The sequence below is a fragment of the Alteromonas sp. DYW1 genome (genome assembly GCF_059752595.1).
Genome location: NZ_CM186038.1, coordinates 2060161 through 2081374 on the forward strand (window position 1 = coordinate 2060161; position 21214 = coordinate 2081374).

Annotated in this window: 18 protein-coding genes; 9 read left to right on the top strand and 9 right to left on the bottom strand. The window is 46.4% G+C overall.

The window, feature by feature from the left end:
• Nucleotides 1-48: 48 nt before the first annotated feature.
• Entirely contained in the window at nt 49-471 is a 423-nt protein-coding gene (locus AC121Z_RS09160) for a CBS domain-containing protein (protein ID WP_498123730.1), read from the bottom strand.
• Between the two features lie 131 nt (nt 472-602).
• Entirely contained in the window at nt 603-1709 is a 1107-nt protein-coding gene (locus tag AC121Z_RS09165) for an isoaspartyl peptidase/L-asparaginase family protein (RefSeq protein WP_498123731.1), read from the bottom strand.
• Between the two features lie 256 nt (nt 1710-1965).
• Between AC121Z_RS09165 and AC121Z_RS09170 the strand changes: the two genes are divergently transcribed.
• From AC121Z_RS09170 to AC121Z_RS09180, 3 genes are all read left to right on the top strand, one after another.
• Entirely contained in the window at nt 1966-3570 is a 1605-nt protein-coding gene (locus AC121Z_RS09170; RefSeq protein ID WP_498128204.1) for a response regulator, read from the top strand.
• A 12-nt stretch (nt 3571-3582) separates the two neighbouring features.
• The gene (sbcB, locus tag AC121Z_RS09175; RefSeq protein ID WP_498123732.1) at nt 3583-5022 is read left to right on the top strand and encodes an exodeoxyribonuclease I; all 1440 of its coding nucleotides are present in this window, start codon (nt 3583-3585) and stop codon (nt 5020-5022) included.
• Between the two features lie 77 nt (nt 5023-5099).
• Nucleotides 5100-6755 carry a flagellar assembly protein A gene (locus AC121Z_RS09180; RefSeq protein ID WP_498123733.1) on the top strand — a complete coding sequence of 552 codons (1656 nt, stop codon included), beginning with the start codon at nt 5100-5102 and terminating at the stop codon, nt 6753-6755.
• Here the strand turns inward: AC121Z_RS09180 and AC121Z_RS09185 are convergent, their stop codons facing one another.
• From AC121Z_RS09185 to AC121Z_RS09205, 5 genes are all read right to left on the bottom strand, one after another.
• Nucleotides 6756-7085: a hypothetical protein gene (locus AC121Z_RS09185; protein WP_498123734.1), complete on the bottom strand. Its 330-nt coding sequence runs from the start codon at nt 7083-7085 to the stop codon at nt 6756-6758.
• Nucleotides 7072-8532, bottom strand: a complete 1461-nt coding sequence (locus tag AC121Z_RS09190) for a transporter substrate-binding domain-containing diguanylate cyclase (protein WP_498123735.1) — start codon at nt 8530-8532, stop codon at nt 7072-7074. The genes AC121Z_RS09185 and AC121Z_RS09190 overlap by 14 nt, the downstream gene beginning before the upstream one ends.
• Before the next feature lie 9 nt (nt 8533-8541).
• Nucleotides 8542-9798, bottom strand: a complete 1257-nt coding sequence (gene kynU / locus AC121Z_RS09195; protein WP_498123736.1) for a kynureninase — start codon at nt 9796-9798, stop codon at nt 8542-8544.
• Complete coding sequence (locus AC121Z_RS09200) at nt 9791-10651, bottom strand: alpha/beta fold hydrolase (protein WP_498123737.1); 861 nt, start codon at nt 10649-10651, stop codon at nt 9791-9793. Before AC121Z_RS09200 ends, kynU begins: the two co-directional genes overlap by 8 nt.
• Before the next feature lie 70 nt (nt 10652-10721).
• The gene (locus tag AC121Z_RS09205; protein ID WP_498123738.1) at nt 10722-11897 is read right to left on the bottom strand and encodes a thiolase family protein; all 1176 of its coding nucleotides are present in this window, start codon (nt 11895-11897) and stop codon (nt 10722-10724) included.
• A 260-nt stretch (nt 11898-12157) separates the two neighbouring features.
• Between AC121Z_RS09205 and AC121Z_RS09210 the strand changes: the two genes are divergently transcribed.
• Genes AC121Z_RS09210 through AC121Z_RS09235 form a run of 6 tightly spaced genes read left to right on the top strand, consistent with a single transcriptional unit; the run spans nt 12158 to nt 19053 of the window.
• Nucleotides 12158-12553: a MerR family transcriptional regulator gene (locus AC121Z_RS09210; protein WP_498123739.1), complete on the top strand. Its 396-nt coding sequence runs from the start codon at nt 12158-12160 to the stop codon at nt 12551-12553.
• A complete protein-coding gene (locus AC121Z_RS09215) occupies nt 12550-13719 on the top strand; it encodes an isovaleryl-CoA dehydrogenase (RefSeq protein WP_498123740.1) in 1170 nt (389 codons plus the stop codon). Before AC121Z_RS09210 ends, AC121Z_RS09215 begins: the two co-directional genes overlap by 4 nt.
• An 11-nt stretch (nt 13720-13730) precedes the next feature.
• Nucleotides 13731-15338 carry a carboxyl transferase domain-containing protein gene (locus AC121Z_RS09220; protein ID WP_498123741.1) on the top strand — a complete coding sequence of 536 codons (1608 nt, stop codon included), beginning with the start codon at nt 13731-13733 and terminating at the stop codon, nt 15336-15338.
• A 13-nt stretch (nt 15339-15351) separates the two neighbouring features.
• On the top strand, nt 15352-16152 hold the full coding sequence (locus AC121Z_RS09225) for an enoyl-CoA hydratase/isomerase family protein (protein ID WP_498123742.1): 801 nt from the start codon (nt 15352-15354) through the stop codon (nt 16150-16152).
• Nucleotides 16149-18152, top strand: a complete 2004-nt coding sequence (locus AC121Z_RS09230) for an acetyl/propionyl/methylcrotonyl-CoA carboxylase subunit alpha (RefSeq protein WP_498123743.1) — start codon at nt 16149-16151, stop codon at nt 18150-18152. Before AC121Z_RS09225 ends, AC121Z_RS09230 begins: the two co-directional genes overlap by 4 nt.
• The gene (locus AC121Z_RS09235) at nt 18142-19053 is read left to right on the top strand and encodes a hydroxymethylglutaryl-CoA lyase (RefSeq protein ID WP_498123744.1); all 912 of its coding nucleotides are present in this window, start codon (nt 18142-18144) and stop codon (nt 19051-19053) included. The genes AC121Z_RS09230 and AC121Z_RS09235 overlap by 11 nt, the downstream gene beginning before the upstream one ends.
• Before the next feature lie 17 nt (nt 19054-19070).
• Here the strand turns inward: AC121Z_RS09235 and AC121Z_RS09240 are convergent, their stop codons facing one another.
• Together AC121Z_RS09240 and AC121Z_RS09245 are read right to left on the bottom strand one after the other, a co-directional pair.
• Nucleotides 19071-20267, bottom strand: coding sequence for an MFS transporter (locus AC121Z_RS09240; RefSeq protein WP_498123745.1), 1197 nt, complete (start codon nt 20265-20267; stop codon nt 19071-19073).
• The gene (locus tag AC121Z_RS09245) at nt 20260-21213 is read right to left on the bottom strand and encodes a fatty acid desaturase family protein (RefSeq protein ID WP_498123746.1); all 954 of its coding nucleotides are present in this window, start codon (nt 21211-21213) and stop codon (nt 20260-20262) included. The genes AC121Z_RS09240 and AC121Z_RS09245 overlap by 8 nt, the downstream gene beginning before the upstream one ends.
• Nucleotide 21214: the final 1 nt, after the last annotated feature.

Consider the following 21214-nt stretch of genomic DNA (forward strand, 5'->3'; position numbering starts at 1 on the left):
TTAATCACTTAATAGGTGCGCAATCCTAGAAGAACAGGGCGAAAAATGCTAGCTAGCTTTTGCTTTATAACCGTCGCGTAATTGTACATCAATCGCATTAAGTACTTCCGAGCGACTAATACTGCCGAGCAAAAAGCCATCATCATCAACAACTGGATAGATTTTCGGTTTGGCTTTTAACATCATTTCAGCTAACTCTAACACCGAAGAATAAGGCTTCACTGAAAGCACCGCTGATTGCATCACATCTTTTACTCGACAGACTTGCTCGCGATAGTAGCTGGAGGTGATCATCTTACTTAAGCAATCCTGTTCGGATAGAAAACCGACGACTTTATTGGTACTATCAACCACTGGCCCGCCCGCCTGTTTACTCGTTAGTAAGCGCTCTACAGCTTCAGCAATAGGCATATCAATAGTCAATTTAACAGCCCGTCGATTCATGTAATCTGAAACCAATAAAGATTCCATTGTGTCTCCTGTTCCTAACAACTTATTTATTATTATCGGCAGCGACAGTAGAAACACTTATCGCAGTCACTTTAAGCGTAGATGCTTATTGCGCAAACCACTACTTTTTACTCACATTTTTTGTCTGTGCATCAATCAGTTAAATTCTGACCTTCTGAATAAATTGCGATTATGCGCGTGCCCATCGCATCAATACTGGCTCGATACATGCCTTCTGTATTAAACGGCATAGCAACATTGCCGTATTTATCGACCGCAACCACACCACCTTCGCCGCCTGCGGGCTTTAAAACATCGTGAATAACCACATTAGCGGCATGTTGCAGACTCACTTCCTGATAAGCCATTCGCGCACAAATATCGGCAGCAACATTGTAGCGGATGAAATACTCACCATGCCCAGTTGCAGATACCGCGCAACTCTTATTGTCCGCAAAGGTACCTGCACCAATGATTGGTGAATCACCGACCCGTCCATACCGCTTAGCGGTCATCCCTCCAGTTGAGGTGCCCGCAACTAGGTTACCTTGTTTATCTAAAACCACGACGCCCACCGTACCGAACTTATAATCCGTCGGCACCGCCGGCTCCTTGCGAACTCCAGCTTGCGGAGTCATAGCAAGTTTTGCCTTGTGCAGCGCCTGCAAGCGACGTTCGGTATTAAAATAGGTATTATCAACCAACGGGAGCCCCTGCCGCGCAGCAAATTGCTCGGCCCCAACACCAGTAAGCATCACATGGGGCGAATGCTGCATGACCGCCAGTGCTGCAGCAATTGGACTTTTAATATTCGTCACTGCTGCTACTGCGCCGGCTTGACGCATGCGACCATGCATAATCGATGCATCAAGTTCATGGCGCTCATCAAAGGTATAAACCGCCCCCACTCCAGCATTAAATAAAGGCGACTCTTCCATTAGTTGAATCGCTGCAACCACTGCCTCTTCCCCCGACTCTCCGGCTTTTAATAACGCGTAACCAGAGTCTAATGCGGCAGCAAGTGCGGCACGGTAGGCCTTGTCTTGTTCAGGTGTTAAATCTGCTTTAGTGATGGTTCCTGCGCCGCCATGGATAGCAATTGCCACAGCATGTGTCGGATGTGCATTTACTTTATATCCGATAGCCGTTAACAGTGCCCCCGCTAAAAGAAAATGTAACGCTCGTAACCTAGGTACTTTCTGCAACACTATGCCTACTCCTTCTACTGAATGCCCAACAATCGGTTTAATCTCTAACATACGCCCAAATGACCCACTTTTCCATGTTGACTATTAGTCATAGTTTCGCCAACTGAGAAGCAATTTTACCGGTTACTTTCATTGGTACGCCTTTTCCCACAGACTCTCGTTAATTGAATAGTTGTCGTTATTGACGATTCTCGTTATTATCTTGAATTATCGAAACTTTCATCGCTTTCTCCTAGCGCCAGCAAAACATAAATAAAGGTAGAAGTTCGGATTGAAGAAAATACCAGCGCCACTTGAACCCAAAGAGATGAGTGCGTTGATCATTGATGGCCAGAGCTTGGTTCAAGACAACATCAAAAACGCGTTCAAAGAAGTGGGAATTACCAATGTAAAAAGCGCCCAGAATGCTTTTTATGCGCTGCGTTTATGCGAAGACCATCAATTTCATATTGTGATGATTTCCTTCGATGTTAATGCTGATAAAGATGGATTTCATCTCTACGAAGAACTTAAAGTAAAAGGCCATATCACCAAAGAAACCACCGTGGTCTTTTTAAGTGCAGAAACCAGCAAAGAATTGGTCAATTGCATCATTGAATTACAGCCTGATGATTTTTGGGTGAAACCACTGGATCGGGCAAAGGTCGAAAAACGCCTCAACTATTTATTAATGATCAGACGTAAATTGCACAAGTTGCTCTTTTGTCTCGACCATCAAGATTTTTCAGCTGCCATATATCACGCTGAGCGGCAATTGCTTGATCCCAGTTTAAAGGAACTCCACCCCCGGATTAAAAGGATCATAGGAGACTGTTTTTTAGGTCTTCATGAGTTTGCCGAAGCTGAGCGCCATTTTACTGAATTACTGCAGGAATATAAGTACGGTTGGGTTTCTATTGGTCTTGCTCGTGCCTTGTTGAAGCAAAATAAAAAGGACGAAGCTGACATCTTGATTGAAGAAATGTTAGAACGCGAAGATACGCGGTTTAATACCTATGATTTGCTTGCTCAATATCACATTGAGCATGAGCAATATGCTGAAGCTTATGAACAGATGAAGGAAGCGAGCCGACTGGCTCCGCGCAATATTAACCGGAATAAAAAATTATGGGATCTTGCCCGTCTAAACCATGACAAAATGGGGCAATATCAAGCGACCCAGAATATGGCTAAGTACGCCAAAAATTCCATCCATGATTCCCCTGAGTTGATGTTAAATGTAGTACGCTCAGGCATCGATTTAGCCACCAGTTTGAGTAAAGAAGAAGCGGTGCCTTTTTTGCAACGCGCTGACCGCGACATCGAAAGACTCAAGCAAACACGTGGCACTATGGCGGTTGATAGTGAGCAAATAGCCGTGTTACAGGCGCGCTTGTTGTGCGTGAGGGATGACAAAAAAGCAGCAGAGAAAATAATGGATGAGCAAGTATCGATTAATGATCGCGCTTCGTTAGAGGACAACCTTGATAAAATGAAAGCGTTTCATGAGCTCGGTCATAAAGAAAAGTCGTTGTCGATCCTCGACCGCCTCGGTAAACAAATCGCCGGTGATACCTTTTCCAGTAATGTGGTTAACGAATATCTTAAGCAGGAATCCATTGAGCGTCGTGAGATCAGTTTTACAGCCAAGGAATTAAAGGAAATGGCGGCCGTCAACTACAAAGAAAACCGCATGGGACCTGCTTATCAAAACTTAAAACAAGCATTAAAGCTTTCACCGCAAAATAAGCAAGTTGCCATGAGCCTGCTAAAAGTACTCGTAAATATCGCCAAGACCGAACGTTTATCCCCCGAACACCTGCAAGAAGCCATGAAGGCGAATGCATTACTACAGAGCGCAGGTCTAGGCGCTGCTCAAAGCGCAAAGCATCAAAGCTATATCGAACAACTGGGTCTCGATGCGGAAGACTAAATTGGACCTAATTTGAGCTCGCATCATTCACCCACCCTGCTCTTTCACGATTATGAGACCTGGGGTGCCGACCCAAAGCGTGACTGGCCAAGTCAGTTTGCAGCCATTCGTACAGACTTAGCGCTCAATCCAGTAGCCAAGCCGCTTAACTGGTTTTGCCAGATACCCAATGATTACTTACCACACCCGCAAGCGTGTTTAATAACGGGTATTACGCCCCAACAGAGTCTCCGTGATGGTTATCGAGAAGCTGAGTTCATGCGCCTTGTGCATGCTGAGCTAAGTACGCCAAATACCTGTGTTGTCGGATACAACAGTCTGCGTTTCGACGATGAGGTGAGCCGCTTTTCGCTGTTCCGAAACTTCTATGATCCCTACGCGCGAGAATGGCAATATGGCAACAGCCGTTGGGATTTGATTGATTTAGTGCGGGCGTGCTATGCACTGCGACCTGAGGGTATTGAGTGGCCATACAAAGCTGATGGATCGCCGTCATTTAAACTAGAAGACTTAGCCAAAGCAAATAAACTTGAACATAGCAGTGCCCATGACGCATTGTCAGACGTAAGCGCAACCATTGGACTAGCCAAGTTAATCAAACTTCAACAACCTAAATTATTTGATTATGGCTTTAGCTTGCGCAACAAAAACACTGTGCTTGCCCGTTTAAATATTCACGCTCAGCAGCCACTCATACACATAAGCTCGCGATTCAAAGCAAAGCAGGGTTGTTGCGCCATCGTATTGCCCATCGCTTTACATCCAATTAATAAGAACGCGATTATTTGCATCAATCTGTGTGAGCCTATCGACAACCTATTCACACTTTCTCATAATGAGATCAGGGACTTGCTCTATACCAAAAGCGATGAACTCGGCGCTGAACAACTCCGCCCGGCGTTAAAGACTATCGCGATTAACCGGTGTCCTTTTGTTGCGCCTTTATCAACCCTCAGTGAGGCACGAGCAGAAAGCCTAGAGATTGATATCCCTTTGGCCAAACAACGCTTGCAGCAAGTGTTAGCACACCCTGAACTGATGCAAAAAATCCTCGATGTTTATGACGTCGAGCCGACTGTTGAAATGCCTGATCCTGACTGTAGCTTGTATCACGAAAACTTCTTGAGCAATGCAGAAAAACAATGGTGCCAACAGGTGATTTGTGCTCAACCAGAGGAATTAACACTACTCGCGGAGCAGGCGCCTAGCCGTGAATTCCGAATTCGACTGTTTCGCTATCGCGCGCGCAATTATCCGACCTCACTGTCCGTAGAAGAAATGACGCAATGGCAATCACACCGTCAAGCGAGATTATTACTGGGAGAGCACGCGGGATGGTTAAGTGTTGAAAGCTTTATGCAAGAATTAGAACAGCTAGCGCATGACTATGAGCACGATCACAATAAGATGGCGATTTTGCGCGCGCTTGCCGACTATGCGCAAAGTCTCTAAGAGTTGACTATGCTGTTATAAAGGTTTAATGATTATTAGCCGATAAGAAAACGATGTAAATTCAATGGTTGGTGCAAATGAAAGGTGTTTCGCTAAATTATAATGAGCAAGCCAATGCAGTAGAGCTTACGCTCAATCCTGCAGAGTTTGAAAAAGAGCTAGAGTCAAAAGCGTTATTAGCTTTCGTCAATAACAGTGAGCTTGCCAAATTGTACCTTTCTGAAGCTGAGATAAAATCCAGCTGCGACAAAGCCAACCATCTATTTAAATCAAAAGATTTCGCCAAAGTAACGGCTAAAATAGGTGAGAAACGGCATGCCGAAATAGAGTTTCGTATCCCGGAAGATGCGATGACTGCAACGCTGGTAATAACCGCCCCCTATGGTGGGCAAATTCCTAGCTTGCAACAAATCGTCAAGATGGCCAAGAATCAGGGAATTACTCGCGGCTTGGGGCTAAAACGCATCAGACTTGCCCTTGGCAAAGCCAAAGAAGCCAAGGCGGGGCAAGTCGTAGAGGAAGTCATTGCCAAAGGATTACCCGCCAGAGATGGCCGGTCTTCTCACGTAAAACCCTTAGTGCCAAATGCCCTGGAACGAGTCCTCAGGCCACAAACATCTTCAGCCTCACGCGTAGACATGCGCAACTTGGGAGAAGTAATTTGCGTCAAAGCCGGCACTGAAGTGCTGCGTCGCCTGCCACCTTCTAAAGGGCGTTCGGGATTTAATATTAAAGGCAATAAATTAGAAGCCAAAAGTGGCGAATGGCAAAGTATCAAATTGGGCGATGGCACAGCTATAAGTGATCACGACGAAAACTTGGTAATTGCAACAATATCAGGTATGCCAAAGTTTCAAGATTTTATAATGAATGTCGACGACACATTTATTTGTCAAGGCGTCAATGTGGGTACAGGTAATATCAATTACGATGGCGCTGTGTTGGTCAATGGCGATGTCACGGAAAAGATGGTGATCGTTGCTACGGGTGATATTACTGTGAATGGATTTGTTGAGTCTGCGTCAATTCATGCAGGCGGCGATATTGTCATTACTGAAGGCGCCATGGGTAAAGCCAGTGATGATCATAGTGATTTTAGTTGCGAGCTTAAAGCGAGCGGCAGTATTCACGTACAGCATGGTCAGGGCTTAGATATCAAATGCGGCGGAAATATAACCGTTGGGCGGCAAGTCGCTTACAGCCGGTTAGAATGTAAAGGCGACATTATTGTTGGTCAAATTGACAATCCTAATGGCAATCTATTTGCCTGCAATGTGGTAGGCCAAAAGTCGGTAATGGCAGGAACATTAGGGGCAGTTTCGGGCAGTAATCTAGCCATTGATTTTAGTAAAGGCTTTAATCAACTCATGGAGCGGAAAGATCTGCTCGATGAGATACTGAAACAACTGCGTGAAAACAATTCTAAACACAAAGACAAAATTGAGCTTATTAAAACTAAATTGATCCCTAAAAGCCTGCGCAAAAAAGTCGATGAAGCGATCGAAATGTTTGAGAATGAAGCTCAATTGTTAAACTGGTTAGAAGTGAAAAATTTGGAAATGAAGCAAGCCAAAGATGATTACACAAATGGCATCATGCTCAAAGCCTTTAAACGCGTATATGCTGGGGTGTCAGTCAAACTTAACAACCGTGTTTGGCGTTCAGAACGCGAGTATGCCCGCTCCGTAGTGAAATATGATGACCATCAATGGCATTATGACCCTATGGTGTAATCAATAACCGTTTTTGATTATGTAATACTGACCGTCGTAAGTTAGAGAGACATGCATTTGAGCAATTTCAGCTACCGTCTTGCGACCAATTTTACGTTCAGCACTAAGGCAATCGTCGGGCCCGAAACTCATTCCCGTGGCAAACGTAGAATCAAAATATACGGGCTTTGAAAACGTCCAACAGGCACCTTGTTGACTCAGTAGATGACTCATCAAAAAATCACCATGAGTACGACCAATCGTGGGTAACTCTTGGCGCTGACAGGCAGACAAGAGCAACACCATGGGCAACACTAAAAGAAACGCTTTAGCTTGTTTACACGTCATCATGATATCCAATAATTTGATTTCGCCCATTGCGCTTGGCACTAAACATGCGGCGGTCAGCGTTATCAAACCAGGTTGAAAAGTCTTCACCTTCGCCTAATTCAGCAACCCCAAAACTGCAGGTTAATGGGATTTGAATAGCTGCTAACGGTGCTTTATTAAGCGCATCAGCAATTCGTTGAGCTAAGACTTTAGCAGCCTCCTCATTACTATTGATGCACATGATTAAAAACTCCTCTCCTCCCCAGCGCGCAATTAAATCAACTTCGCGTAAACACCGCTGCGCCAGCTGAGCAAGCTCGACCAAAACCCGATCACCCACGCCGTGACCATAACGATCGTTGATAGTCTTAAAGTGGTCGACATCCATCACGACGATACTGACAGGTTGCTTGAACCGTTCGAAGCTGTTAATCGCTTCTTCAGCGCGTTGCAGCATAAAATTACGGTTATATAAACCCGTCAGTGGGTCGTGGATTGAGAGAAATTCCAAGCTCTTGTTTTTCTCAACTAAAGCATGTTGCAAACGTTCTAATTCTTGGTTTTTTAATGCTAATGAATGCGTGTACCGTTGCACAGTGCGATAACGCCAAATCAAACCAACGATGATCATGGTTAACACAACTAATGGCCATGCCACTAATTGGTAATCCGTGTGTTCGATATACTTAACGTTGTTCCATTGCCGGTAAATATTGACATGGGCAGACTCTGGAATAGCTGCAATGGCATCGTCAAGCGCTGCGACTATTTGGGTTGGATCGATGGGGACTTTCGCACTGCTTTTTTCAAGATTACGAGCAACCCCTAATCGGAGCTGATCATGAGGCTGCGCTAAACCAACAACTTGAATATTGTTTAACCCGTTATTCTGGATCATGGCATTGACTGCAAGCAACGAACCGACAGCTAGATCAATTGCTCCATCAGCCAATGCAAGTAACACATCAGATTCACTTTCGTATCGACGCAAGGCAATATGCGGATAATAACGACTCAAGTATTCACTGTGCCGATAGCCCCTGACTACGCCAACCACTTGCTCGTTTATCGCTTCGTAGCCCTGAACGACTGTTGAACCAACCGGTGCAACCAATACATTGGAGGCTGTGAAGTACGTTTCAGAAAACAGTAGTGTACGTTCTCTTGCCCGGGTTCGATTCAGCATCGGCAGAACATCGCATTTACCTTGCTCAAGGTAGGTTAAACTTTGTGTCCAACTGTCGGTGATAACCAAATCAAATCTAAATGCAGAATACTCTTCCAACAACCGTAAATAATCGGCTGAAATCCCCACGTGAACATTGTTGCGTATCGCTTCATAGGGCATCCAATTTGGATCAACACAGTACTGTAGCGTAGTTTTCTGTAAGTCTTCAGCGACAACTGGAGGACAAAATAACGCTAAACAGACCGTTGTGTAGAGTATCGCAATTCGCTTGATTTTCATTGGGGAATTCTAGGTAACCATATGTTTAATTTGGAATTTTTTATCCAAATAGCGTTGTTCTCGCATAATGTCACGTAACGCAACAATTGCGAGAAAAATATCCTCAAAGCGTAAATATAACGGGGAAAAGCCGACTCTTAAAATATTGGGCGCACGAAAATCCGCAATCACTCCAACATCGATCCAAGCTTGGCAAATGGCATAGGCATGTGGGTGTCTAAGCGCAACCTGAGCGCCACTGTGCAGACTGGTATGGTTGTCAGAGGTATCAAATTGGTCAAACCATTGTGCAATATTGAATGTTGCGAGTAAGTTTACAAACCAATCACGCAGAGCCATCGCTTTAGTCTCAACCTGCCGCATGTCGAGATCTTGAAACACATCAAGCGCAGCATCTAAAACACTCATTGAAAGAATTTGTGGAGTGCCGACCAAATTTTGTTTTATAGAGCTATCGGGGACATATTCTGGAGCGAAGGCAAAGGGGTCTGCATGCCCCATCCATCCTTGTAGTGGCTGTTTGAAGTGCTCCTGATGACGTTTAGCCACATACATAAACGCTGGAGCACCAGGACCACCATTAAGGTACTTATAACCGCAGCCTACTGCGAAGTCGACGTTCCATGCGTCAAGTTCTAATGCCAAAACGCCGGCGCTATGCGCAAGGTCCCAAATCACAATTACCCCATGCTCATGTGCCCGCTGCGTGATCTTTTGGATATCTAAACGATTACCACTACGATAATTCACTTGGGTAATTAGCATAACGGCAACTGAGTCATCAATACATTGTAGGATCTCATTTTCTGCAACACTCGATAGAGTCAATCCTTTTGCCGAGGCAAACTCAGTGATCCCTTGCAACATGTACCGATCAGTTGGAAAGTTATCCTGAGTGGTAATAATGCGTTTACGTGTAGGTTGCATGCCGAGCACGCCACAGACCAGCTTAAACAAATTCACTGAAATCGAGTCACAGCAAATAACCTGTCCAGGCGCAGCGCCCAACAGAGGAGCGATTTTATCTCCTACACTTAACGGTAAATTTATCCACTGATGTTTATTCCAACTGGTGATCAAATCCTCGCCCCATTGCTGAGCAACAACTTCAGTGGCGCGCAGTTGAGCCGATTTAGTTAATGGCCCAAGGGAATTTCCATCGAGGTAGACAGTGTCTGCAGGCAATACGAATTTTGCCCGCAAGCCTGCGAGCTCATCCTTGCCATCCTGCACTTGCGCGGCCTGCAAGTAGGTTGAATCATTCATATAAACGACCCAATGTATTAGTTAAATGTTGATAGGCCTCGCTATCAGGATGTATCCAATCAAAATGACCGATATTTTCACCATGAAAACGCTTAGATTGAGGATGACGGTTTTGTGTTTCTGGGACGATGCTATCAGCCTTACCCGTTAACAAATAGAGCGGTGGAATGACATTTTTATCGCGCGTGTCCGCCAAGGCATACGCATTCGCCTTTTCCTCTACACTCCCCCCCATAAATTTTACTGCGGCTTTAGCACAACCTGTTTCAAGTTGACTATAACTACTTATATCCGTAATCGCCGCTAAACCTATCACGGCCTCCAACCGCAAAGTTGCATCGGTGGCGGCTAACAGTGCTAAGTGACCACCCGCTGAATGCCCCACCAAAGTCAATGACTTGCGCGGGTACGTATCGCGAATTTTCTTAATTGCAGTGCGGACATCATTTAAGCTACCAGGCCAACCACCACCTTCTTGGCCGGTGCGTCGGTACTCAATGGCAAACACATTAAAACCATCGTCGCTGAGCTGCGTGGCTAATGGACGGATATGATCAACCCCATATTCCTGCATCCAACAACCACCATGAACTAATATCACACCTGCGCCCATAGCATGAACAGTTGAACGCTGCTTGGCGGCCCAAATTTCTATCAATTGGTTTTTATCAGCGCCATAACTGAGGGTCGCTGTCGGTTCTCGGCTCGCGAGAGCAGTCACTTGCTGAAATGAAACCCCATGTAAATACTGTCCTTCTGACTGACTAGCGAAGGTAAAATGCGTAGACAGTAAAAATGCAGAGGCAAGAATCATATTCACCCCGCGGCTGATCATCATTCGTTTGCGTAACATGAAAAAAATTCCCTGAAAAATAAAAAAGAGCACCAAAGGTGCTCTTTTTTACAGATATCTAACTCATTTATCAACACAGTTCCACGGCTAACGCCGTAGCTTCACCACCACCAATACACAATGCTGCGACTCCGCGCTGCTTTCCCTGTCGCTTAAGAGCATGCAGTAATGTCACGATTATCCGTGCACCAGACGCACCGATAGGGTGACCCAAAGCACACGCTCCGCCATTGATATTTACCTTGCTTGCATCGAGGCCTAGTTTGCTAATTGCTAGCATGGTTACCATTGCAAAAGCTTCATTAATTTCAAATAAATCAACGTCGTCTTTTTGCCATCCAGATTTAACCAACACTTTTTCGATAGCGCCCACTGGCGCAACGGTAAAATCTTCTGGTTTGATAGCGTTGGTTGCGTGCGCAACGATTTTGGCTAACGGTTGTAAGCCCAGCGTTTTGGCCTTGGTTTCAGACATGACCAACAACGCAGCTGCACCATCAGAAATTGAGCTTGAATTAGCCGCGGTCACTGTACCATCTTTCTTAAACGCAGGGCGCAGTGATGGGATCTTGTCTGGACGCGCAGCGCCAGGTCCTTCATCGGTTTCAACCGTGACATCACCTTTGCGCGTACTAACCGTTACCGGCACAATTTCGTCTGCAAAAGCACCTGTTTCTATAGCTTGAGTTGCTTTAGTTAATGAGCTTAGTGCAAATTCGTCCATCTGCTCACGTGTTATTCCTTCTGCGTCTGCAGTACCTTGCGCAAAGCACCCCATCGCCTGACCATCATAGGCATTTTCAAGACCATCCAACATCATGTGATCAAGTACCTGCCCATGCCCCATGCGCATCCCTCCGCGGGCTTTGGGTAAGATGTAAGGTGCATTACTCATACTTTCCATCCCGCCGGCAACTACAACCTCTGCAGATCCGGCCTTGATCAGATCATGGGCGAGCATGACCGCTTTCATGCCGGAACCACAGACTTTATTGATGGTAGTCGCCCCTGCTGCGAGTGGCAGATTTGCACCCAATGCCGCCTGTCTCGCCGGAGCTTGCCCTTGTCCAGCTGGCAACACACAGCCCATTATAACCTCGTCAATCTCATTGCTATCAACCTGTGCAGCTGCAGCTGCAATGGCATGACTACCTAACTCGGTTGCCGGCACCGCTGAAAGCGCGCCCATAAATCCGCCCATCGCCGTTCGTTTGGCGGTCACGATAACAACAGAATCTTGACTCATATGAAATTTCCTCTTGAAAATATGGATTAACGCTAACACTCGTACAGCAAATTTGACAGCCAACTTTAGTTCTATTGTTGCCAATAACGTGGATCAAGTTGACGAAACCAGCGTGCTACTTTACCTTTACGTTAATCAAGGTTTACGTAAACGTAAACTTAGCGTTTAACAGCTGTTAGAACAAGTGAAGAAAACCAACTTTCTATAGATAAATTACGCCGCAGCGTAAACTTTTACTAACGCTCAGGAAATCATGCCATATGACTGAAAAAACTTACACGATAGGCGAGCTAGCGAAATTATTTGATATAACCCCTCGCTCAATCCGCTTTTACGAAGAACAGTCGTTACTGGAGCCTGAGCGTGTCGGCCAGTCTCGGGTTTATCACACGAAAGATAAAGTGCGTTTAAAGTTGATATTACGTGGGAAGCGCCTAGGCTTTTCTCTAGCCGAAGTCAAAAATCTTTTTGAATTGTATGACTCCAACCCCAATTCAGCCGCACAGCTAACTGCCATGTTAAAAATGACCGAACAAAAGCGTGCTACGTTACGCCAGCAGCTCGACGACATTCAAATGTTGATGAATGAGTTGGATGAAGTCGAAAGTCGTTGCCGCGACGAATTAACCGAATTAGAACGAGGAAAAATCGCATGAATACGCCCTACCCTACATTAAACTTTGGACTCGGTGAAGATATCGACATGCTGCGTGAGCATGTTTATCAATTTGCCCAAGGTGAAATTGCTCCGCTGGCTGAAAAATCTGATGAAGCTAACGCATTTCCAAATGAGCTTTGGCCCAAATTAGGTGAGATGGGTCTTCTCGGTATCACTGTATCCGAACAATACGGTGGCTCTGACATGGGTTATCTGGCCCATACCATCGCCATGGAAGAAGTCAGTCGCGCTTCTGCCGGCATTGGCTTGAGTTATGGTGCGCACTCAAATTTATGCGTCAATCAAATTTATAAAAACGGTAATGATGAGCAACGCGCTAAGTACTTACCCAAGTTGGTTTCTGGTGAGCATATTGGCGCACTCGCCATGAGTGAGCCTAATGCGGGCTCTGACGTGGTTAGCATGAAACTGCGCGCTGAGAAGAAAGGCGACCGCTACATCCTCAACGGCAACAAAATGTGGATTACCAATGGTCCTGACGCCAACACTTACGTGATCTATGCAAAGACTGATGTAAATGCCGGTCCACGCGGAATTACAGCATTTATTGTTGAGCGAGACATGCCTGGCTTCAGCCAAGCACAGAAACTCGACAAGCTCGGTATGCGTTCGTCCAATACCTGTGAACTGGTATTTGAAGACTGTGAGGTGCCGGCAGAAAATATTCTTGGGGAAGAAGGTGGCGGTGTGCGCGTTCTAATGAGCGGCTTAGATTATGAACGCTTAGTTCTCTCAGGTGGCCCCTTGGGCATTATGCAAGCCTGTATGGATATCGTCGTACCTTATATCCATGACCGCAAACAGTTTGGACAATCCATTGGAGAGTTTCAATTAGTCCAAGGTAAAGTCGCTGATATGTACACTCAAATGAATGCTGCTCGCGCCTATGTATATGCAGTCGCGCGCTCTTGTGACCGCGGCGAAACGACCCGTAAAGATGCTGCAGGTGCAATCCTGTACTCTGCTGAACTAGCCACAAAAATGGCACTAGATGCAATCCAGTTGTTAGGTGGTAATGGCTATATTAATGAATATCCAACGGGACGCTTATTACGCGATGCCAAGTTGTATGAAATCGGCGCAGGTACGTCTGAGATCCGACGCATGTTGATAGGCCGTGAACTGTTCAAAGAATCAGCCTAAGGAGAAGCCGAGTGCCTCGCATCATTAGTCAAATAAATGTCAATAGCCAGGGTTTTGCTGACAATCAAGCCCACATGCAACAGCAAGTTGATGATTTGCGCGCGAAAGTCGAGCAAATCAAGCAAGGGGGCGGTGAAAAAGCCAACCAGCGACATCTGTCGCGCGGTAAATTATTACCTCGTGAACGCATCAATGTCTTGCTTGATCCAGGTTCTCCTTTCCTCGAAATCGGCCAGCTAGCAGCATGGGATGTCTATGATGACTATGTTCCCAGTGCTGGCGTAATTGCAGGGATCGGTCTAATCAATGGCATTGAATGCATGATCGTGGCCAATGATGCGACCGTTAAAGGCGGTACCTATTATCCATTAACGGTAAAGAAGCATTTACGTGCGCAAACAATCGCTGAGCAAAATCATCTGCCCTGTGTTTATCTGGTCGATTCCGGAGGCGCAAACTTACCAAGACAAGATGATGTCTTTCCCGATCGCGAACACTTTGGGCGAATTTTTTATAACCAAGCGAATTTATCCGCGCAAAATATTCCTCAAATTGCTGTGGTTATGGGCTCATGTACTGCAGGTGGTGCTTATGTTCCAGCCATGGCAGACGAGTCAATTATCGTTAAGAACCAAGGCACAATCTTTCTCGGTGGGCCACCATTGGTTAAAGCTGCAACAGGTGAAGTTGTTACCGCCGAGGAACTGGGTGGTGGTGATGTGCATTGCCGCACATCGGGAGTGGTTGACCATTTGGCCAATAATGATCATCACGCGCTGTCGCTAGCTCGCAATGCAATCGCCCGCTTAAATCGCAAGAAACAGGTCGATATCGACGTTCACCCTGCACGTGAGCCAGCATACGCACCAGAAGAAATATACGGAGTCGTACCGAAAGATACGCGTCAGCCTTATGATGTTCGTGAAATCATCGCCCGTATCGTCGACGCATCAGAGTTTGATGAATTTAAAGCTTTGTACGGCACCACATTAGTCTGCGGTTTCGCCAGGATCTACGGTTTTCCCGTCGGAATCGTTGCCAATAACGGCATTTTGTTCTCAGAGTCTGCGCAAAAAGGTGCGCATTTCATTGAGCTCTGTGCACAACGCAAAATCCCCTTGGTATTTCTGCAAAACATTACCGGTTTCATGGTCGGAAAGCAGTACGAAGCGGGCGGAATTGCTAAGCATGGCGCGAAAATGGTCACGGCTGTCGCATGCGCGAAAGTGCCCAAATTAACGGTTCTGATCGGCGGCAGTTTTGGCGCTGGTAATTACGGTATGTGTGGTCGCGCTTATGATCCACGCTTTCTATTTATGTGGCCAAACGCCCGTATCTCGGTCATGGGGGGAGAGCAAGCGGCTGGTGTACTCGCGCAAGTGAAGCGGGATCAAAAAGAGCGGAGTGGAGAAACCTGGACAATCGACGAAGAAGCGGCGTTTAAGCAACCGATAATCGACACCTACGAACAGCAGGGCCACCCCTATTACGCATCAGCTCGTTTGTGGGATGACGGCGTGATTGATCCAGCCGATACGCGACGCGTGTTGGGATTATCATTGTCTGCCGCATTAAATAAACCAATTGAGGATACGCAGTTTGGCGTATTCCGCATGTAAGATGGGCGTGAATATGAATAACTTGCAATTTGTTGACTACACCAAAGATAACCGTGGCGTAGTGACTGTAACATTGGATCGCGCCGATAAGCACAACGCGTTTGACGACAGCATGATTGCCGAATTGCACCAATGCTTTAATGCTGTTAGCCAAGATGAATCCGCTCGAGTGTTAGTGTTAGCAGCCAAAGGTAAAAGCTTTTGTGCCGGTGCTGATTTAGGTTGGATGCAACGCATGGCAACCTATACCTATGAGCAAAACAAACAGGATGCCCAAGCACTCGCCGCGATGTTTGACGCCTTATATCGCGTACCGGTGCCAACCATTGCGCGCGTCCAAGGTGCCGCTTTTGGAGGTGCCGTAGGGCTCATTGCCTGTTGCGATATCGCAATCGCCAATAAATTGAGTAAGTTCTGCTTAAGTGAAGTCAAAATAGGGCTCATTCCTGCGACTATATCGCCTTATGTTATCGAAGCTATGGGCGCACGAGTCGCTAAACGTTATTTTATGACAGCAGAAGTATTTTCTTCCCGGCGAGCACGTCGCTTAGGCCTAATTAGCGAATCGGTCAATGATGAGTCACTCGACAGCACGATAGCAGAGATTGTCGGTAACATATTGAATAACGGTCCGGCAGCGGTAACCGCAGCCAAAGCGCTGGCGGGTCAAGTCGCAAAACAAACCATTGACGCTACTCTGATGGATGCCACCAGTACGCTGATTGCACAAATTCGTGTATCTGAAGAAGGGCAAGAAGGTCTCAACGCCTTTTTACAAAAGCGCCAACCCGCATGGCGTAAGGACAATGCATGATCACCAAATTATTAATCGCTAATCGCGGCGAAATTACTTGTCGTATTATTCGCACGGCGCAACGACTCGGTATCGCCACTGTGGCGGTCTATTCTGATACAGACGCTCAAGCGTTGCATGTGCAGCTTGCCGACGAAGCCATTCATATCGGTGGCTCTGCATCGAAAGATAGCTATTTACGCAGTGAGCGCATCATTGCGGCAGCTAAACAAACGGGTGCCAATGCCATCCACCCTGGGTACGGATTTTTGTCAGAAAACGCAGCATTTGCGCAACTTTGTCATGACAACAATATTATCTTTGTGGGCCCTCCAATAGCGGCAATTGAAGCAATGGGCTCCAAATCAGCGGCGAAAACCATTATGGATGCCGCCAACGTACCACTCGTACCTGGCTATCATGGTGATGACCAAAGCACAGCAACCTTGCGGGAAGCTGCTGATAAAATCGGTTACCCGGTGTTATTGAAAGCCGCTGCTGGTGGCGGTGGCAAGGGTATGCGCCAAGTACACAGTGCGACGGAATTCGATGAAGGTCTGGCAGCTGCTAAACGAGAGGCGATGGCAAGTTTCAGCGATGACATCATGCTGGTTGAAAAGTACCTTACGCAACCACGCCACGTGGAAATCCAAGTATTCTGTGATCAGCAGGGTAACGGTGTGTATTTATTTGAGCGTGATTGCTCAGTCCAACGCCGTCATCAAAAAGTGATCGAAGAAGCCCCTGCCCCCGGAATGGACGATGCATTGCGCAGTGAAATGGGCGAAGCCGCCCTCAAAGCGGCTAAAGCAATAAACTATGTAGGTGCCGGTACCGTAGAGTTTTTATTAGACTTCGATGGTAGTTTTTATTTCATGGAAATGAATACCCGCCTCCAAGTCGAGCATCCCGTTACTGAAATGATCACCGGTCAGGACCTAGTTGAATGGCAATTGCGAGTAGCTAGCGGCGAGCCGTTGCCCCTAACGCAAGACCAACTGACGATTAATGGGCACGCATTTGAAGCCCGCATATACGCTGAAGATCCCAACAACGAATTCTTGCCAGCAACCGGTGTACTTTCGACATTGCGCCCACCACAAGAAAATGCTTTTGTTCGTGTTGATACTGGTGTGGTCCAAGGCGATACGGTTTCGGTATTTTATGATCCGATGATTGCTAAGCTTATTGTTTGGGATGAAGATCGCGATAAAGCGCTGAATCGACTCGCGTCAGCACTGCGTGAATACCATGTTCATGGGGTCACTACTAATATTGAGTTTCTCTATAACATCGCTGCGTCCGCACCGTTTAAAAATGCCGAACTGACTACCGGATTTATCGATGCACATTATGATATGTTGTTCTCGAGCAGTTTATCAGGGGGCAAAGAACTGGTTGTTTATGCTGCATTAAGTACCCTGTTAATGCAGGTTAATCAACAACGAGAGCAAACTCATTTTAAATCCGCCGCGCACATACTTGATGGTTGGCGGGCGAATGAATTACATCAGCAAAATATGCAACTGAAGCTGAGTGACGACAGTGTAGTAGACATAATCGCAAGTTATATTCCAGGCCGCACCTTACCCACCTGGAAGATCGAGATTGCAGGTCACACGCACACCTGCAGTGGTCAATTATGCGATGGTGTTTTAGATGCCAACATTGATGGGCATCGACAGCAATTAACGTTGGCTCACCAAGACAATGATTATCGCTTATTTACCGACCGCCATTCCATGCAATTTAGCCAGGTACTTCCTGATCTAGGCCTTGAGGACGCGCAAGATACTCACGGCGGACTAACAGCCCCAATGAACGGAACGATCGTTGCACTGCTCGTTGAACCCGGTCAATTGGTTGAAAAAGGTACTTCGTTAATCATCATGGAAGCGATGAAGATGGAGCATGCGATTAAGGCGCCAAGCAAAGGCCAAGTAAAAGAGTTTTTCTTCGCTGCCGGTGCGTTAGTCGACGGTGGCGTTGCGCTATTGGAGTTTGAGCCTGATGCTGACTGAATTAAACTATCCGGCCGAGGTGAGCATCGTTGAGGTCGGCCCGCGTGACGGATTACAGAATGAAAAAGCCTTAATTCCGCTGGCAAACAAATTAGCCTTGATTGAAGGCCTCGCTGACGCTGGCCTTAAACGCATCGAAACAGGCAGCTTTGTCTCACCCAAGTGGGTGCCCCAAATGGCCGACAGTAGTTCTGTCTTTGCGCAAATTCAACGTAAGCCAGGCATTATTTACTCGGCACTCACGCCTAACCTAAAAGGGTTTGAAGCGGCACTTGCATGTGGTGTCGACGAAGTCGCTATTTTTGGTGCTGCATCAGAATCTTTTTCGCAAAAAAACATTAATTGCTCAATTGCGGAGAGCCTAGAGCGTTTTGCTGCTGTCATGGAAGCTGCCAAACAGCACAATATTCCCGTTCGCGGCTACGTGTCTTGCGTATTAGGCTGCCCGTATGAAGGTGATATCAGCCCACAAGCTGTAGCGGCTGTCAGCGAAAAGTTGTTTGCGATGGGATGCTATGAGATTTCTTTAGGCGACACAATTGGTGTAGGGACGCCGGTTAAAACCCGGCATATGCTAGAGGCGGTCATGGCAGTTGTTCCCCAACAGGCTATAGCCGTGCATTTTCATGATACTTATGGACAGGCCTTAGCAAATTTACTCGTGGCTTTGCAGATGGGAATTAATACTATTGATGCTGCGGTTGCAGGGCTCGGTGGATGCCCTTATGCGAAGGGTGCCAGTGGTAATGTTGCTACCGAAGATGTGGTGTACATGCTACAAGGAATGGGCATTAATTGCGGGATTGACCTAACCAAGCTGGCACAGGTTGGTAATCAGATCACACAAGCCCTGGGCAAATGTAATCAATCCAAAGTTGCTAACGCACTGCTGACTAAGTAGTGCATTATCAGCTACGTTTAATCTTTTTCAGCATCAAGAGTGTACGTCATGGCTACGCCAAGCAGTAACATGCCTGCCATCACTGCGATAAGGGTATCCCCAAGCCAAGGTTGTAACGCTGCGTAAATCGCGCCAACGGCAAATAATACAATACCGATAAAGGTATTAGCACTGCCCACAAGTTCAGTCCGTGATTGGCCCTCTTCGATATCCAACGTATAGGTTTTACGGCCATTTCGTACCCCAGTATGAGCAACTGACAAGATAAAGAACAACCCCACAGACAGCCACAGTTGTTGTGGTTGTAACCACAATAATCCAACGCATGCAGTTACTGCAAAGACGCCTGCTAGACGCAAGGTTGAACGCGCACTGCGATCACTCAATCGCCCCCATACTTTAGCACTGAGTAGTGCAGCAAGCGCCTCGGCAACCAGATAATAAAGCGGGAGTCGATTATCTTGAGATGATTGCGCTAACATAAAAAATGGCGCAACCAATGCCGAATGCACAAATATCGCACGTACCAAAATAAATCGACGAGCAGCACCTGATAATTTAGGCAATAACTGGTACCAACGTACTTTACTGGGTTCAGCATTCGCGCTGACATCCACCTCGGTTTTAATTGGCCACATGATGAATACGGTTACCGCTAGCATCGATGCTGACAAAAGTGCTAATAACAACAACGCAATATGTGACTGAAACAATGAAAATGTCGCCAAAGGAACTGCAATTAACAAGGTTACAATGCCGGATAGCATGGTTGCATTGCCAATCAATCCACCCCGTTTTCCTTTCTCAACGATGTCTGCTTCGATGTCTTTTACCGTCAAAGAACAACATGCGCGGCCAACGCTGTAAAAAGCAAGCAGCAACATAAAACTCAACGCATACAACCAAGTCTGACCATGCATCGAATAGCTCGCATAATGCCAACATAATAGTACCAGCAACACACTGCCACTGATTTGCAGCGCCATACCAAAGCGCCATACCTTGTAGCGTTTGCCGTGTCGCCGCAAATACACACTTAATGCGACTTGGGGTAATAGAGCCAGCGACTCTCGAATAGGAACGACCCACCCAACTAACCAACTGGGTAAGCCAACACCAAGAATGAGTCCCGGCAAAAGCGTCTTTGCTGAAAACAAGACGCTGGCACATTTGTTTGCAGTCAGAGCGATAACTAGTCGTATTGCGTCAGGCAAGTTTCTTCACCACTGCAGTATAGCTGGGTAATACTTCAGCCCCCTGCAACACCCCTTGCTCACTAAGATATTTATGCAGCGCAGCAAGGTGATAAGGCGGAACCTGAGGTAACCAATGATGTTCAATATGATAATTGACATGGTTAGGAGCAACCGTTAAGCGAGCTAACCAACCAGCATGCACGGTGCGTGCATGTTTGCGCGGGTCTACATTCAGTAAATCAGGCACACTGGCATGCTCAGCTGCATTCCTTACCCGCGAAAACAAGCTAAAGGTTGTAAAGTAGGCAAGCCAAAACAATCCATATGACAAGACACTATTTAACGCCAAACAAACACTCAGCAAAATAGCATGAAGGATTAAAGGGCGGTACAGCTGCCGCATCAGATTTAATCCTACTCTACGCAATCCAGGCCAGTAGAAACTCCGGGTATTCTTATAAGCCATATCATATTCAAGTACACCAGCATGCATTAATAGAACGGCAAAAAAATTCTTTATTCCAGTGATACCCAAACAGTCCCGTAAAATTTTACGTCGCAGGGAGCTCGGTGCAACTGGGTACGGGGCGTAATTAGGATAATCCGGGTCATCCTTTGTGCCTGCATTGGCGTGGTGCTGCAAATGATAACGCTGATAGCCATCAAACTGCGCAAGTATTGGGGCTGCACATAACCAACGCCCAACCCACACATTCGCCTGTTTAGACTTAAATAGAGCATAATGCGCGCAATCATGCATGAGGATCCCCAAACCCAATTGACGATTGCCCAGTATGATGATTGCCAATATAAAGGTTAGCCAGTGAGGCAGCAATGCGGGTAACGCTAGCGCAAATAAGATAAGGGTATAGTTTACTAATACGAGATAGCTGCCCTGCCAGTTTGAGCGCACCATGAAAGGACGTAAATTTAATTGTCTAATAATGCGTAAATGCTCTGTCATA

What these genes read in the sequence shown, in the direction of transcription:
- AC121Z_RS09230 (WP_498123743.1), top strand. Translation starts at nt 16,149, where the DNA reads ATGATCACCAAATTATTAATCGCTAATCGCGGCGAAATTACTTGTCGT.
- kynU (WP_498123736.1), bottom strand. Translation starts at nt 9,798, where the DNA reads ATGAATGATTCAACCTACTTGCAGGCCGCGCAAGTGCAGGATGGCAAG.
- AC121Z_RS09185 (WP_498123734.1), bottom strand. Translation starts at nt 7,085, where the DNA reads ATGATGACGTGTAAACAAGCTAAAGCGTTTCTTTTAGTGTTGCCCATG.
- AC121Z_RS09235 (WP_498123744.1), top strand. Translation starts at nt 18,142, where the DNA reads ATGCTGACTGAATTAAACTATCCGGCCGAGGTGAGCATCGTTGAGGTC.
- AC121Z_RS09215 (WP_498123740.1), top strand. Translation starts at nt 12,550, where the DNA reads ATGAATACGCCCTACCCTACATTAAACTTTGGACTCGGTGAAGATATC.
- AC121Z_RS09225 (WP_498123742.1), top strand. Translation starts at nt 15,352, where the DNA reads ATGAATAACTTGCAATTTGTTGACTACACCAAAGATAACCGTGGCGTA.
- AC121Z_RS09210 (WP_498123739.1), top strand. Translation starts at nt 12,158, where the DNA reads ATGACTGAAAAAACTTACACGATAGGCGAGCTAGCGAAATTATTTGAT.
- AC121Z_RS09200 (WP_498123737.1), bottom strand. Translation starts at nt 10,651, where the DNA reads ATGTTACGCAAACGAATGATGATCAGCCGCGGGGTGAATATGATTCTT.
- AC121Z_RS09180 (WP_498123733.1), top strand. Translation starts at nt 5,100, where the DNA reads ATGAAAGGTGTTTCGCTAAATTATAATGAGCAAGCCAATGCAGTAGAG.
- AC121Z_RS09170 (WP_498128204.1), top strand. Translation starts at nt 1,966, where the DNA reads ATGAGTGCGTTGATCATTGATGGCCAGAGCTTGGTTCAAGACAACATC.
- AC121Z_RS09205 (WP_498123738.1), bottom strand. Translation starts at nt 11,897, where the DNA reads ATGAGTCAAGATTCTGTTGTTATCGTGACCGCCAAACGAACGGCGATG.
- AC121Z_RS09190 (WP_498123735.1), bottom strand. Translation starts at nt 8,532, where the DNA reads ATGAAAATCAAGCGAATTGCGATACTCTACACAACGGTCTGTTTAGCG.
- AC121Z_RS09165 (WP_498123731.1), bottom strand. Translation starts at nt 1,709, where the DNA reads ATGTTAGAGATTAAACCGATTGTTGGGCATTCAGTAGAAGGAGTAGGC.
- AC121Z_RS09160 (WP_498123730.1), bottom strand. Translation starts at nt 471, where the DNA reads ATGGAATCTTTATTGGTTTCAGATTACATGAATCGACGGGCTGTTAAA.
- AC121Z_RS09245 (WP_498123746.1), bottom strand. Translation starts at nt 21,213, where the DNA reads ATGACAGAGCATTTACGCATTATTAGACAATTAAATTTACGTCCTTTC.